This window comes from Methanothrix harundinacea 6Ac, assembly GCF_000235565.1.
GTDB lineage: Archaea > Halobacteriota > Methanosarcinia > Methanotrichales > Methanotrichaceae > Methanocrinis > Methanocrinis harundinaceus.
Genome location: NC_017527.1, coordinates 2,442,342 through 2,456,921 on the forward strand (window position 1 = coordinate 2,442,342; position 14,580 = coordinate 2,456,921).

The 14,580-nt window shown below is 63.0% G+C and carries 16 protein-coding genes; 6 read left to right on the top strand and 10 right to left on the bottom strand.

The annotated features are described in order from the left end of the window. The first annotated feature begins 393 nt into the window (after positions 1–393). The 6 genes from MHAR_RS11590 (at position 394) to MHAR_RS11615 (ending at position 4,915) form a co-directional block, all read left to right on the top strand. Complete coding sequence (locus MHAR_RS11590) at positions 394–801, top strand: DUF1699 family protein (RefSeq protein ID WP_014587808.1); 408 nt, start codon at positions 394–396, stop codon at positions 799–801. Positions 802–1,023: 222 nt separating this feature from the next. Beyond that, a complete protein-coding gene (locus MHAR_RS11595; RefSeq protein ID WP_014587809.1) occupies positions 1,024–1,431 on the top strand; it encodes a DUF1699 family protein in 408 nt (135 codons plus the stop codon). Positions 1,432–1,699: 268 nt separating this feature from the next. Next, entirely contained in the window at positions 1,700–2,107 is a 408-nt protein-coding gene (locus MHAR_RS11600; RefSeq protein WP_014587810.1) for a DUF1699 family protein, read from the top strand. A 368-nt stretch (positions 2,108–2,475) separates the two neighbouring features. Then, the gene (locus MHAR_RS11605; RefSeq protein WP_014587811.1) at positions 2,476–2,883 is read left to right on the top strand and encodes a DUF1699 family protein; all 408 of its coding nucleotides are present in this window, start codon (positions 2,476–2,478) and stop codon (positions 2,881–2,883) included. Positions 2,884–3,022: 139 nt separating this feature from the next. After that, positions 3,023–3,901, top strand: a complete 879-nt coding sequence (locus MHAR_RS11610) for a DUF4198 domain-containing protein (protein ID WP_014587812.1) — start codon at positions 3,023–3,025, stop codon at positions 3,899–3,901. A 150-nt stretch (positions 3,902–4,051) separates the two neighbouring features. Then, positions 4,052–4,915, top strand: coding sequence for a DUF4198 domain-containing protein (locus MHAR_RS11615; RefSeq protein WP_014587813.1), 864 nt, complete (start codon positions 4,052–4,054; stop codon positions 4,913–4,915). Positions 4,916–4,960: 45 nt separating this feature from the next. On the opposite strand, the gene MHAR_RS11620 is transcribed toward MHAR_RS11615, so the two are convergent. From MHAR_RS11620 to hisF, 10 genes are all read right to left on the bottom strand, one after another. Beyond that, positions 4,961–5,869, bottom strand: coding sequence for an energy-coupling factor ABC transporter ATP-binding protein (locus MHAR_RS11620; RefSeq protein ID WP_228369659.1), 909 nt, complete (start codon positions 5,867–5,869; stop codon positions 4,961–4,963). Next, positions 5,785–6,564, bottom strand: a complete 780-nt coding sequence (gene cbiQ, locus MHAR_RS11625; RefSeq protein ID WP_014587815.1) for a cobalt ECF transporter T component CbiQ — start codon at positions 6,562–6,564, stop codon at positions 5,785–5,787. The genes MHAR_RS11620 and cbiQ overlap by 85 nt, the downstream gene beginning before the upstream one ends. Positions 6,565–6,586: 22 nt before the next feature. Then, positions 6,587–7,003 carry a hypothetical protein gene (locus MHAR_RS11630; protein WP_014587816.1) on the bottom strand — a complete coding sequence of 139 codons (417 nt, stop codon included), beginning with the start codon at positions 7,001–7,003 and terminating at the stop codon, positions 6,587–6,589. After that, on the bottom strand, positions 7,000–7,404 hold the full coding sequence (locus MHAR_RS13805) for a hypothetical protein (protein WP_187287826.1): 405 nt from the start codon (positions 7,402–7,404) through the stop codon (positions 7,000–7,002). Before MHAR_RS13805 ends, MHAR_RS11630 begins: the two co-directional genes overlap by 4 nt. Before the next feature lie 2 nt (positions 7,405–7,406). After that, positions 7,407–8,036, bottom strand: coding sequence for a cobalt transporter CbiM (gene cbiM / locus MHAR_RS11640; protein ID WP_014587818.1), 630 nt, complete (start codon positions 8,034–8,036; stop codon positions 7,407–7,409). Positions 8,037–8,040: 4 nt separating this feature from the next. Then, entirely contained in the window at positions 8,041–8,823 is a 783-nt protein-coding gene (locus tag MHAR_RS11645) for a DUF4198 domain-containing protein (protein WP_014587819.1), read from the bottom strand. Between the two features lie 211 nt (positions 8,824–9,034). Continuing rightward, on the bottom strand, positions 9,035–9,856 hold the full coding sequence (locus MHAR_RS11650; protein ID WP_014587820.1) for a DUF4198 domain-containing protein: 822 nt from the start codon (positions 9,854–9,856) through the stop codon (positions 9,035–9,037). 183 nt (positions 9,857–10,039) lie between these two features. Then, complete coding sequence (locus tag MHAR_RS11655; protein WP_014587821.1) at positions 10,040–10,837, bottom strand: DUF4198 domain-containing protein; 798 nt, start codon at positions 10,835–10,837, stop codon at positions 10,040–10,042. A 347-nt stretch (positions 10,838–11,184) separates the two neighbouring features. Further along, positions 11,185–13,425 (bottom strand): DUF362 domain-containing protein, encoded by a 2,241-nt coding sequence (locus tag MHAR_RS11660; RefSeq protein ID WP_014587822.1) that lies wholly within the window; start codon positions 13,423–13,425, stop codon positions 11,185–11,187. Positions 13,426–13,736: 311 nt separating this feature from the next. After that, a complete protein-coding gene (gene hisF, locus MHAR_RS11665; protein WP_014587823.1) occupies positions 13,737–14,555 on the bottom strand; it encodes an imidazole glycerol phosphate synthase subunit HisF in 819 nt (272 codons plus the stop codon). Between the last annotated feature and the right edge of the window lie 25 nt (positions 14,556–14,580).

Here is a 14,580-nt window from a genome sequence, read left to right on the forward strand (position 1 = left end):
TCTCGTCAACGTTCATAAGGATTACCAGCCTGGACCACTTCTCCGGGGAGAGATTATTAGAAGTTATTTAAACTTGGTGGGGGGGGAGCGGGCTTTGGGACCTGGACCCCCGAGCCTCGGCGATTATTTTGAAGGCCCGGGGGCGGGGGGCTGAGGGGGGCGAACTCTCAATTGGTTATGAAGCTTAGCAGAATTGTTATGCGAAGTTCTATCCCCGGGGCGGGGATCTGCGCCGCAAAATATTAGCTTGAGAGGGGGCGGAGATCCGCCCCTGAAGGAGAGAATCTCGAAGCATCTTCCGGGGCGGGGGTCGCCGGGGAAGGGCGTAGACAGTAGTGTACTCCACAAGTGTCTATTAGTATTTTGTTTTCATCTCGCCAACCGTGATGGTTCATGCGAGTTAGAGTTGTTAGCTCAAAAAATGAGATACCAAACCTGAACCCGAACGAGAGGATAGTCCATCTGGCCTTCAGGGCATCCAACGTCGACTTTCTCAACCTGATGAAGATATGCCCCCGCCTCCGGGCGATCCAGGTCCCCCCCTCCTACCACAAGACGATGTCGAAGGCGATCAAGCTCTTCCTGGAGATGCAGGGGATCGACCTTCTGGAGGGGGACGTCTGGGGCCACCGAAAGGACATCGACGAGTACTTCCTGATCGAGGAGGAGACGATCGGGGAGATCGAGGCGATGATCTCGGGGGGCGCGACCGTCGAGGAGGCGGCCGAGGAGATCACGAAGAGGACGAGGCTCGCCCCCGACCTGATCAAGTACATCGCCAAATCCAAGGTGACGGTCTGAGCTGGACGGGCCCCTCCCCCATCACCTCCGGTTTTTCGGTACCCTGGGGAGGGGGATCTCGATCCACCTCTGCCCCCACCTCGGTCCCATATTTGAATCGCGGCCCTTGCCGCGGATCCGAGGGCGCCCCTTCCGCCGGAGGGTCCATCGGAGGCCGCCGGGGCTATACCAGCGTCTATTAATAAGGGGCTTACATCGGGGCAAATGTTGAGGTGAAAGGTCATGAAACTGAGAGTTGTTAGCTCAAAGAAGGAGATACCAGAGCTGAACCCGAACGAGAGGATCGTCCATCTCGCCTTCCGGGCTTCGAACGTCGACTTCCTCACCCTGATGAAGAGGTGCCCCCGCCTCCGGGCGATCCAGGTCCCGCCCTCCTACCGGAGGACGATCTCCCAGGCGATCCAGGTCTTCCTCGATATGCAGGGGATCAGCCTCCTGGAGGGGGACGTCTGGGGTCACCGAAAGGACATCGACGAGTACTACGTCGTCAGCGAGGAGACGATCGGGGAGATCGAGGCGATGATCTCGCGGGGGGCGACCGCCGAGGAGGCGGCCGAGGAGATCACGAAGAGGACGAGGCTCGCCCCCGACCTGATCAGGTACATCGCCAGGTCGAAGATCTCCGCCTGAAACCCGGAAGGGGCATCCAAAGGGCGAGCCCCATGCCTCCCCCCGCCCGGACCGCCCGAGGGGGTCCGGGGCGACGGTCCTATTTTGGTCGGGGAAGGCCGGGCCGGATGTATCCCATTTTTCTAGATAGTATGACAGATGTTATCACGGATCACATGCCTTACAGCTACCCTTCTGACGACCCGGGAACAGATCTGGACGTTACTATACATCGCAAGTAGCTATAAGTACTTAGATCACATCCATGCAATTGTAAAGGTGAAAGACCATGAAGATAAGAGTAGTCAGCTCAAAAGACGAGATAACGAAGCTCGGTCCGAACGAGAGGAACGTCCACCTGGCCTTCAGGCCCTCCAATGTAGACTTCCTCGAACTGATCAGGGTCTGCCCCCGCCTCCGGACGATCCAGGTCCCGCCCTCCTACCACAAGACCCTCTCCAGGGCGATAAGGCTCTTTCTGGAGATGCAGGGGATCACCCTCCTGGAGGGGGACGTCTGGGGCCACCGAAAGGACATCGACGAGTACTACATCGTCGACGAGGAGCCGATCGAGGAGATCGGGAGCCTGATCCGGGAGGGGGAGAGCCTCGAGGAGGCGGCCGCCGCCATCCAGAGGAAGACGAAGCTCTCCGCCGACCTGATCAAGTACATCGCCAGGTCCAAGATCACCGCCTGAAACCTCAGGCGGCCCCTGGACCCTTCCCGCGGCAGCTCTGCCCTTCCAAGACCGATCCCTCTTCTCCAACTGCCGCATCTCCACCCGCCCCTTCTCCTTCTCCTCCTTATCTCTGACCTCCGACGCCGGGGGGGGCGGCCGAAGGAGAAAAGGCTTTGAAAGTCCTCGGAGCGACCGGATCCTTTAATCCCACAAGATCGGAACCCAGGCCGGGATCTCTTCGGGTCGGAAAGGTATGATCCGTCCACCCGGAGGGGATGCCTGGAGCCCCATATCGGCTACATAAGTTCCATCTGGACGTTAGTATACAACACAATTAGCTATTAATACTAAGATTCACATCTTAGTATTTGTTGAGGTGAATTGTGATGAGAATTAGAGTTGTCAGCTCAAAAGACGAGATCGCTGAACTGAACCCGAACGAGAGGATCGTCCACCTGGCCTTCAGGCCCTCCAACGTAGACTTCCTCGACCTGATGAGGAGCTGCCCCCGCCTCCGGGCCGTCCAGGTGCCGCCCTCCTATCACAAGACGATGTCCAAGGCGATCAAGCTCTTCCTGGAGATGCAGGGGATCGACCTTTTGGAGGGGGACGTCTGGGGCCACCGGAAGGACATCGACGAGTACTACGTCGTCGACGAGGAGGCTATCGAGGAGATCGGAAACCTCATCAAGCAGGGCGAGTCCATCGAGGACGCCTCCGCCGCCATCCAGAGGAAGACGCGGCTCGCCCCCGACCTGATCAGGTACATCGCCAAGTCCAAGATCACCGCCTGAAGGTCGGGCGGTGCTTGGACCACCCTCTCCCTCCGGGGATCTCGATCCCACCCCCAACCTTTCTCCATTTCTACATCATTCGTAGCAATTGATGATAATAATCATATACTAGTATTACCGAATCGTCTCCGGTGATAGCTTGAGACGGATCGCATTATATCTGACGATGCTGGTCCTCGCCCTGGCCATGGGGGCGAGCGGCCACGAGACGTATATCCGACCGATATCCGGGTGGGCGAGCCCCGGGGATGTGGTGTACCTGCCCCTGGGGAGCGGCCACGCCACCGCCAACACCGAGCTCCCCGAGGGGATCGTGAACGTCACCGTCATCGGCCCGGCGGAGGAGGCCGTCCTCGACGGCATGGGCGAGATCTCCGGATTCTGGGATATATACAGCTTCGTCCCCGAGGAGGCCGGACTTTACGTCGTCGACGTCTACCACTCCGAGGGCTCCTGGACGAACATCGTGACCAACCCTCCGAACGGGAGCTTCTGGGAGCACGCCTACGCCTACGACATCGACTTCGACTCCCTCAACAAGACCGGCTGGGCCGACGACTGGTATGTAGCCAGATCCTACCCGAAGAACTGCTACGCCAAGGCCTTCGTCGCCGTCGGTGAAGAAGCCGACCTATCGAAGGCGAACGAGGCCGTCGGCCAGGAGCTGGAGATCGTGCCCCTCGACGACATCTCCACCGTCGGCAAGGGCGACTTCGCCTTCCAGCTCCTCTTCCAGGGAGAGCCGATCTCCGGGATCGACGTCTGGGCGATGAAGGTGGGGGACGACACCCCGGTGGAGAGCGTCACCGACGCCGAGGGTAAGTTCACCCTCAACCTCAACGACGAGGCGTCAGAGCTGACGGAGTGGATAGTCAGGGCGGACACCAAGATGGACCCGAGGATCGTGGAGGCGGTGGACCTCCCGAGGGGACCCCTCTCCGCGGAGAAGAGCTACGTAGGTCCGGTCTTTCGGGCGGCTCTAACCCTCAGATCCGACTATATATCCACTGGATACTGAAGAGACCTTCTTTGGGGGGATACCCCCCTTAAAAGGTACAGGCACCTCACCACCGATATGGGGATATCGTGCCTGCTAATATTATTTTTCTGATCATCCAGTGAGAGCATTTAAGTATCTAGTATTAATAAAGGTCTACGGGTGTTTTGAATGAACAGAATATTGGCGGTCTGCCTCCTCCTGGCCTTCGCCATCGCTGGTGGGCATGCCCACGATACATGGCTTATGACCACCAGCGGTTGGGCGAGCGAGGGGGATCTCGCCCTCGTCCAGATGACCGAAGGCCACTCCTTCGTCCCCATGGCGCCGCCGCCAGGGGATATATCCATCAGGGTGACCGGCCCCGGTGGGTACGATCGGTCCTTCGACCTCGACGAGACGACGGCGACGAACGGCCCCTACTACCGAACCGACTTCGATGTAGAAAGCCCCGGCCTCTACGTCGCGACGGGTGAGCAGCACGAGGGCCCCCTGACCTTCGTGCGGACGAAATTCGGCGCCCCGGATGAGGAGATGGACGGATACGACGAGATCGCCTGGGATGAGGTCGAGACCAGCGGCTGGGACCCCGACTGGTACATCGCCGAGGCCTACGAAGACCTGGTGAAGTTCTCGAAGCTCTTCATAGTGGCGGAGAACGCCGACTTCGCCTCCGCCTCCGTCCCCATCGGCCAGCGGCTTGAGATCGTCCCCCTGGAGAACATAACCGCCCTCGGCACCGGCGACTTCAGGTTCCTCGTCCTCTTCGATGGAGAGCCGGCGGCAGGTCTGGAGGTCAGGCTTGCGACGACCGCAAACCCATCCGTGGGGAAAGGGGTCACCGACGAGGATGGAGTCGTCCTCCTCGCCGTCCCCGAGCCGGGGCTCTGGATCGTGGCAACGGAGCATAAAGACGGCGAGATGGTGCTTCTGCCACAACACGGGCCGGACGCCGTCGAGGAGAGCTTTGTAGGAACAGGCTACTTCTCCGTCCTGACCCTCCGGCAGGACTATACTAAGCCCGAGGCGGACTGAAGGTCCGCCTCACCTCTTTTTCTTCTTTTTGACCTTCTAGGTCCCTCACCCGAGGATCCTCTTCAGCCCCTCGACCGCCTCATCTTTTGTGATGGGCGTCTGATGGAAGTGATGGCTGCAGCAGCCCCTCAGGGAGTGGAAGAGGTCCACCAGGATCGGGACCTCCAGGCCGAGGCCCTCCAGGACCTCCCTCTCCTCGAGGATCTCCCTCAGGGGGCCGTACCCCATCACCCTCCTATCCAGGAGGAGGATCTCGTCGGCCATCAGGGTCACGATGTTGACGTCGTGGGTGGCGGTGATGATCGTCGTCCCCGAGTCGCAGAGGTCTCTTATGAGGGAGACGACCGTCCTCTTGGACTTGGGGTCGAGGTTCGAGGTCGGCTCGTCCATCACCAGGACCTCCGGCCTCATGGAGAGGACCGAGGCGAGGGCCGCCCTCTTCTTCTGGCCGAAGCTGAGGTGGTGGGGGGCCTTCCCTTCGAGCCCTTGGAGGCCCACCGCCTCCAGGGCCCGGGAGACGTCCCGGTCCACCTCCGCCTCGGCCCTGCCGAGGTTCCGGGGGCCGAAGGCGACGTCCTCCCGGAGGTTGGGCATGAAGAGCTGGTCGTCGGGGTCCTGGAAGACCATCCCCACCCGGCTGCGGACCCAGGGGAGGCTCTCCTCCTCGACCTTCCGGCCGAGGATCCTGACCGTCCCATCCCCCCTCAAAAGGCCGTTCATGTGAAGGAGGAGGGTCGACTTTCCGGCGCCGTTGGGGCCGAGGAGGGCGACCGACCTCCCCCGCTCTACGGAGAAGCTGACCCCGTCGAGGGCTCTTGTCCCGTCGGGGTAGCTGTAGCTGAGATCCTGGATCTCGATGGCGTATTCGCTCAGAGGATCATCCCCTGGGTGGCGGCGTGATCGATCAGCTGGAGGAGGAGGGCGGCCCCCACCACGGCGAGGCTCTTCGCCCAGTCCCCCCTCTTCATCTGGAACTTCCCCGAGGAAGGGAGGGCGCCGTCGTACCCCCGGGATACCATCGCCCGGTATATCCGCTCGGACCGCTCGTAGCTTCTTACAAAGAGCATCCCGAGGGCTGTCCCTATCACCTTCGCCGTCCGCAGGTCGGTCCTCTTCGCGAAGCTCTTGGAGGCGAGGGACTTCTCGATGGACCTCATCTCCTCGCTCAAGAGGAAGAGGTAGCGGTAGGTGAAGAGGAATATCTGGAGGACAACCTCCGGGAACCGGAGCCCCCTCAGGGCCTGGACGGTGATGTTGAAGGGGGAGGTGGCGAAGAGTGGGTAGGCGAGGAGGACGGCGGAGACCCCCCTCGCGAGGATGAGGGAGCCGAGGAGGAGGCCGTCGAGGCTGAGGTCCACCGCCGATACGGCGACGGTCCTCTCCCCGCCCCCGGTGAAGGGGAGGATGAAGAAGATGGGAAGGATGAAGATCACCGGCCACCTCGCCCTCCTGGCCACGTCCCTCAGGGGGAGCCTCGAGGCGAGGAGGACCGCCATGGAGAGGGCGAGGCCGAGGAGCGCCACCCTGACGCTCTCCACCATGACGACGGAGAAGATCAGGACGAGGATCGAGGCGACCTTAGCCCGGGGGTCCCACCGGTGGATGGGAGAGTCGATCCCGGAGGAGGCGTCGATGTCAAGGCCGCTCAAGATCCCGCCCCCATCCCCGCTCCTATCTCCTCCTCTTCGAGGCGTAGATCATCGATATCCCGGCGATCCCCAGGAGGTAGCCGAAGCCCGCGGCGACCTTCATCGCCACCGGGAGCTCCGGCTCGACGGAGCCGACTCCAGCCGCTCCTATCTTCGTCTCCGCCCGATGGCCGACGGAGGAGGTGACGAAGAGGAGGTCTTCGACCTTCCTCCCCTCCGGCCTGAAGACGAAGACCCCTCCGGCGTCGGTGGTCCCCTCGCCGACGAGGTCATCGCCGTCGTAGGCCTGGACGGCGACCCCCCCGGCGGGGGTGCCGTCGTCGTAGAAGACGGATAGGGCCACCTCCTCGATGGAATAGCCCATCAGCATCCGGTGGCCGGCGGCGGTGCCGGCGAAGAAGAGGACCGCCAGGACCGCATATAAGGCGACCCTATTCATCTCTTCCTCACCCTCCACCCTATCAGGAGGCCGGGGAAGAGGGCGAGGCCCAGAGCCTTCGCCTCCGGGGAGGGAGGCCTCTCTGCCGAGACGGTGAGGTACCCCTCCTCGGAGTGGCCGGCTCCAGAGATGGCGTACCGCCACTCGCCGGTCCCCTTTCCTGGGAGGGTCACCTTGTAGATCCCCTGGGCGTCGGTCACCCCCGCCTCGTAGAGGTCGTAGTCTTGCGTCGTCCCGTTCAGCCGGTATATCGAGATATCGGCGTTCTTCGCAGGCTCGCCGTCGTCGTAGATGGCGAAGATCTCCAGGCTCATCCTGTGGCCTAAGAACATCCTGTGCGCCTCCGCCATCCCCGCGGTGAGGAGGAGGAGGAGGAAGACCAAAATTACAGCTCTTCTCAAAATCAATCGCCTCCATAGCCAGAATCCCTGGCGCGGATAAGCATCTCCGGCTTGACGGCCTGGAGGAAGCCCGCCGCAAGCCCCACCACCGCCGCCTCGATGAGGATGATGGGGATGTGGACGGCGAGGACGAGGGCGGCGATCTCAGTGAACGCCTCCCCCAGGACGAGGAGCTCTGCGGATAAGATCAGAGTGGCGCCGAGGACGGCGGCTCCCCCCGCCAGGCCGCCGAAGACCACCTCCCTCCTCGGCGACGGAAGGCGCCGGCGCCCCTCGAAGATCTTCCAGGCGAGGAGGGCCGGAAGCCCCATGTTGACGGCGTTGACCCCGATGACGCTGATACCGCCGTGCTGGAAGAGGACCGCCTGGAGGGTGAGGGCGACGGCGACGCTGACGAAGGCCCTCTTCCCCAGGAGGATCCCCGCGAGGCCGTTCATCACCAGGTGGACACTCGTCGGCCCGACGGGGAAGTGGACGAGGGAGGCGACGAAGACCGCCGCGGTGATGAGGGAGATCTTGGGGATCTCCTCCGCCCGGACGTCCCTCAAGGTGACGAAGAGGAGGAGGCCGGCGAGGGCGAAGCCCGCGGCGAGGACGGGGGGCGAGAGGACGCCGTCGGAGATGTGGACCAAAGGCTCACCTGCCGCACCAGAAGCTGAGGTAGCCGGTGGGGGCGATCTGGTCGTAGTCGAGGCTCTCCCCCTCCCGGTACCGGCCGCTCGGATCGTCGCTGGTGGCGGTCCAGGTTCCGGACTCCTCGACCGTCGCCTCGAAGGAGAGGACCCAGAGGCCGGGGCTGGAGAGGTCGAACTCGATCGTCCCGTCGGAGGTGGTCCCCTCGACCTCGCTATCGGAGGCGTGGAGGACCGTCAGGACGTCCTGGGGGCTCTTCACCACCATGGCGGCGTAGTCTCCTCCGAGCCCCTCGCCGTTCCAGAGGGCCTCGGCCCGGAACCGGTCACCCAACCCCAGGGCTCCCATATCCCCCTGGGGTACGATCTCCAGCCCCTCGCCGGAGGAGAAGGCGCAGTCCCCCGCCGAACCGACCGGGATGACCGCCCGGCCCGCCTTGGGGAGGAAGGAGGCAGCTCCGCTGAAGCCGATCCAGGCGGGGTCGAAGAAGGTCGGCTCCATCTCAAAGTCCAGGATGTAGCAGCCGGGGTCGCCGACCTCCACCGTCCCGGCGAGGCCGCCGTCCCTCTCGGCCAGGCTCAGACCTTCCGTCCCGGCGGGGCCGATCACCTCGGCCCTCGCGAGCTGGGGCGCCGTCTCCCCTTCAGCGTCGTGGCTGTAGGTGATCCATATATTCACGTCTGAGGCTTCGCTGACCTCCTCGGGGAATACCGCAAAGAGCATGTGTCCCGAGCCCAGGGCGACGAGGCCCGCCACCACCAAAAGCGATAGATAAAGCCGTCTCATATCCGTTCACCACCTTCTCTTACCTTCACCCATCCGGATGCTGAGCTGATCAGCGAGGGGGATGGGCGTCCTAGGATTTAAGGCTAGTTATATGGTTTGTTGCCGTTTTACGCCGTATTCGATACTCAAATGAAATCCCATAATCTGTATTTATTAAAAAATCTGATTTCTTATGAAGGCCGGCCGTCAAGAAAAAATATGGCGGGGAGGCTTACGCCTTCACCCAGACCGACATGACGTTGGTGTACCGGACGACGTTGTAGTCCACCTCATCCCCGGCCTTGAACCTCCCACCGCTGTGGTCGTAGGTGGCGGTCCACTTCCCGGGCTCGTTGAGGTCTATGCTGGCCATAACCTGCCAGGGCCCCGCCTGGGTGAAGCTGACGGTGAACGAGCCGCCCTCCCCGGCGGACCCGGTCTGGACGGCGTCGCCGCCGTGGGCGTCCCAGGTCCAGTAGTAGGCGGTGAAGGTGGCGTTCACCGGCTCGCCGTTCCAGAGGGCGGTGAAGGTGACGTTATCCTTGTTCATGATCTCATAGGGGGCCTTCTCCGGGACTATCTCCAGGGGGACCCCCGCCTCCCAGCTCTCCTTCCCCTCGTCGCCGGCGTGGATCACCATGGTGGCGTAGCTGTAGCCGAGCCTGGGGTTGCTGGCCTGGGTCCCGCCCCAGCCCGGATCGTAGACGGAGGGAGACCTGGCGACGGCGAAGACGTAGTCGCCGGGGGTGCTGAGGGCCACGTCATTATACCCATAGGGGACCCAGCCGTATCCGGGGACCCAGTCGCCCGTCTCCATCGCGAGGTCGAGCCTCTCCCCCGCCGGGGTCAGGAGGTAGGCGGCGTCCATCAGGGGGACGGAGAAGCCCGCCACGCTCCCGGCATGGCCGTAGAAGAAGTAGACGGGCTGAGTTGCCCCGGCCTCGGCGACGTCCTTCGACTCGACCCAGAGGGCGTGGCCGCTGGCGTTCATCGTCATCCCTCCCAGGATTAGGAGGAGCAACAAAGTAATTATGCTCTTCGTTTTAATCACCATTGCTTAAGTATCTCTAGTATGATAAATAGATTTCGGATTTAACAATTAGTAACAATTAATTTGGATTTTTCTGTGGGAAACTCCATTCGATTCGCTATAAAATCAAACTCCATGGGTGGTCGGAAGCTCCGGAGAGTCCGGATACCGTATTAAAAAGGGGGAGGAGATAAAAAAAAGTGGAGATCACCTCACCCAGAGGGTGAGGGTGGACCGGTGCCAGACCTTCTCGTAGGAGACGAGCTCCCCCTCCTGATAGTAGGGGTTGCTGTAGGTGGCGTTCCATTCTCCTGCCTCGTCCGTCGTCGTCTCCACCTCGATCACCCAGGGGCCTGCCTTCTCGAAGAGGACGGAGAAGCTCCCGTCATCGCCGGCGGTACCCCTCTGGGCCTCGGGGGAGGAGTGGGCGTCGACGGTCCAGTACCAGGCGGTGTAGTTGGCGGCGACGGGCTCGCCGTTGAAGACGGCGACGGCGCTGAAGCTATCCCCAGCCTTCGCCTCGTAAGGGGCCGCTTCGAACTGGACCTCCAGGGGGAAGCCTCCGTCCCAGGCCTTCTCGCCCCCCTCCCCGGCGGAGATGACCGCCTTGGCGTAATCCTTGACCAGCATCGGGCTGCTCTCCCCGCCGTGCCATCCAGAATCATAGACCCCGGGGGCCCGGACGGAGGCGAGGACGTAGTCTCCGGGCCAGCGGAAGGCGGCCTTGCTGGAGAGGTAGCCGATCCTTCCGAAGCCGGGAAGCCAAGTCCCCTCCTCCGTCGCGAGGTCGAGCCTCTCCCCGGCGGGGGATACCAGATAGAAGGCATCCATCAGGGGGACGTACATCCCCGCCGAGCTTCCGGGGTGGCCGAAGAGGGAGTATACATCCTTCACCTCGCCGACCTCCACCGCGTCCTCCGCCTCGACCCAGAGGCTGTGGGCGGCGGCGGGGGCCACCAGAAGGCTCAGGAGAGCCATGGCGATGACGATATTCCATTTCATCATACAACACCGCAGGCTAAAGCCGCCTTTTTTCATATAAAAGTTTCTATTTGTAACAAATATAGTTACGAGATTTAAAACGGGTCGCGTGAGCCCATTCTGGAAGGATGATCTCGGAGAAGGAAGGCGGTCGGGCGGATCCGACGGACCGGCATCGAGAAGATCCTCCCGGCATATCTCTGCGATGGAGAGAGGCCGAGGCCCCCGTCGGGATCTTCGCAAAGACCATCGGCGCAGGAGATCACCCCATCCGAGGAGGCAGCCGGAGGATCCGCACCGCAGAAGCGACCGGTTCCGCGTCCGCTATTCTGGAAGATCTGGGGGGCCCCCGCTCCGGCCGCAGGGAAGCTTTAGAACGCTGGAGGAGGAGCCCGTCGGCGGCCGGACCCAGCACGGCCGGAAGACGGGTCCTCTGCCTTCCCGGCGGTGGAGCGGGAGAGGTCCACCCCGGCGATGGAGGCGACGGCATAGACGGCAGCGGCGTTGATGGCGGTGGCGATGGTCATGAAGATGGGGAGCCCCTCCGTCAGGCTGTAGGACCACAGCCCACCGCTGTGGCCCAAGAGCTCCATATACCCCCCCAGGGCCACGCTCACCACCACCAGGGCGGCGTTCCAGGCGATGGTGGCCCGGAGGGAGGTGAGGAGGCCGAGGAGGATGAGGGCGGCGTAGAGCCCCAGAACGTCCCCTCCCGCCAGCGGGAAGTACCCCTCCAGATAGAAGAATGTGGCGAAGACGGCGGCGGCGGCGGCGAAGGGAAGCGGCCGCCACCTATCGAGGCGGTCGAAGAGGTGGAGCCTCTCAAACCAGAGCCTGAAGAGATCCGATATCCCGTAGATCGCCACCATCAAGAGCGTCCACCCCGATACGACGAAGAGGGTGGGGCCCAGGCTTCCTTTATAATCTACGATCCCCGACGATGTCAAGATCCTCTCAACGACGATCATCACCGCCGCCGTCGAGAGGATGAGGGCGAGGAGGTGACGGGTCTTCATCCTCGCAGCGGCGAGGATCGCGACGGCGATGGCGACGAGGAAGTTGAGGTTGAAGAGGAAGGAGCTCATGAGGTAGCCGTCGAGGAAGAAGCCGATGATCGCCGCCTCTGCCAGGAGGAGGAGGAGGAAGACGTTGATCCTCCTCCGTGATCTGTCCGCCTCCGTATCCCCCTGCCCCCGCAGGACGAGGTAGACCGAGTCGTTCAAGAGCTTCAGCAGCCCCGGGGTGAGGTACCTGAAGACGGGGAGCCTCGCCATGTCGTAGAGGAAGAAGTCGGCCCCGACGTTGAAGAGGGTCGTCCACCCGGGAAACTTCAGCAAGAGCTCGATCCCCCAGTTGTAGAAGTCCTTCACCTTCGCCTCGGGCCGGTCCCAGCTCCCGTCCTTGCCGCTGGCGTGCCTGTAGGGGAGGGAGGCGAGGTCGAACCTCTTGGAGGCGTCCCCGAGCCCCCGCTCGGCGGCGAGGGAGAGGTGGACCACCTCCGACGGGTCGTACCCCATCATCTGAGAGGCGATGGAGTCGGCGCAGACGACGTCGTTGGAGGCTATGATGGTCTGAAAGTCGATGGGCCTGGAGCTGAGGGGGCCGATCGCCTCGTTTCCTATCGACCCGTCGACGATGACCAGGTTCGGGGTGAAGGCCCGGTTCACCTCGTAGATCACCTCCTCGATCTTCATCTTGTGGTACCGCGCCTTGTCCACCTCCGGGAAGGTCCCGTACATGTTCTTCATCCCCAGGGTCACCCCCGTCAGGAGGTGGGTCTTCATGGTGGGGATGGAGATGATGACGTCCGCCTCCACCAGATCCCGGGAGACGTGGTCGACGCCGATGGCCGACCCCTCGCCGAAGTCGAAGCCGACGATCCTCGTCTCGGAGAGGTTGACGAGGGGGACCCCCTTCTCCTCCGCCCAGGCGGCCCAGCCGGAGGCGGCGGCGACGGTCCAGAACTTGTTCCAGATCATGTCGGCGTCGCATATGACGGCCTCGCCCCCCGCCCCCCGGACCATATCGACGACCTCCCCGACCACCTCGGGGCTGGTGAAGGTCCCCTTCACCTCGGGGACCCCGCCGCAGATGTTGACCTTGATCAGGACCCGGTCCCCAGATCCGACGAACTGCTCCATCCCGCCGAGGGCGGCCACCGCCTCCCGGACGGCCCGCCGGGGGTCGGGGTCCCTCACCACGGAGTAGACCGAGGGAACCTGGGGGCGGCGGCTCCGGACGTCCTCCCGGGAGAGGAGCTCTTTGGTGACCCACCTCCGCTTCGTCAGGAGGAGGACGCCGGCGTACCCGGCGAAGAGCCAGAGGGGGTAGAGGAGGAAGAGGATGACGACGGCGGCGGTGGGGACCATCTCCCTCGTCACCTTCGTCCAGCTGGAGTGGAGCATGAAGGCCGATCCGGTCGCCTCGGGGAAGAGGGGGAAGACGGCCCGGAATACGTCGGCGTACAATAGGGAGCTAAAAATTATAAATACAAGCAGCAGACCTACCCCTACCACAATCTTCGCATGTCTATTCCAGCCGAGGCGGCGGCCCAAGAAGTAGATCAAGATCCCTGAGATGAAGAGAAGGGGCGGATCTATGAGAAAGCTCATCGATGGAGGCCTCCAGAAGATTCAATACTTCCTGAGGATATAAGGGTGGCGGCCGACAAAATTTTTTGCCATTCCTGGGGAAGAAGGCGGCGAGGGAAAGGCAAAGTATATATAGAATATACTGCTATATAGAGTATAGGGAAGCGGTGGTTATGATACTGGAAGTCATCTTTGGGGCCCTCCTCTTCGCGGGGGCGGCCTTCGCCATATCCTCAGAGATATACAAGGACATAAGAGAGCTGGTCAGAAGCTAGGGGCTCGTTCAATCTCAAATTTTTCCCGCCTTCGGGGGGGCGCCTTCGGCGCCCACCCTAAAGCCGGACACTGACCCCCTTCGACCGGAGGTACTCCTTCGCCCCCCGGACGGTGTACTCGCCCCGGTGGAAGATCCCGGCGGCGAGGGCGGCGTCCGCCCCCGCCTCCCGGAAGGCCTGGAGCATGTGCTCGGGATTCTTCGCCCCGCCGCTTGCGATCACCGGTATCCCCACCGCCGAGGCGACGGCCCGGGTGAGGGGGATGTCGTAGCCGTCGCTCGTCCCGTCCCGGTCCATGCTGGTGAGGAGGACCTCGCCCGCGCCGAGCTCCTCGACCCGGCGGGCCCAGGCGACGGCGTCGAGGCCGATGGCCTTCCGCCCTCCGAGGATCACCACCTCAAACCAGGCGGAGCTTCCGTCCTCCAGGGGGAAGAGCTCCGAGCCCTCCTTCGGGACGGGGTTTCGGACGGCGTCGATGGCGACGGTGATCCGGTCGGAGCCGACGGCCGCCGCCGCCCGCCGGATCAGGTCGGGGTCCTTCACCGCGGCGGTGTTGATCCCCACCTTGTCGGCGCCGGCGTCGAGGATCTCGACGATCCCCTCTATGCTATTGATCCCGCCGCCGACGGCGAAGGGGACGGAGACCTCCCGGGCGGTCCGGCGGGCCACCTCCACCATCGTCCTCCTCCCCTCGGCGGAGGCGGTGATGTCCAGGAAGACGAGCTCGTCGGCGCCGTCGGCGTCGTAGCGGAGGGCGAGCTCGACGGGGTCGCCCTGCCTCTTGAGGTCTACGAACTTCACTCCCTTGACGACGGAGGGCCGGCCGTCGACGACCTTGACGTCGAGGCAGGGTATGATCCTCTTAATATCGGTCATGGCCGGCTAGAGGGCGGCGGCGGGC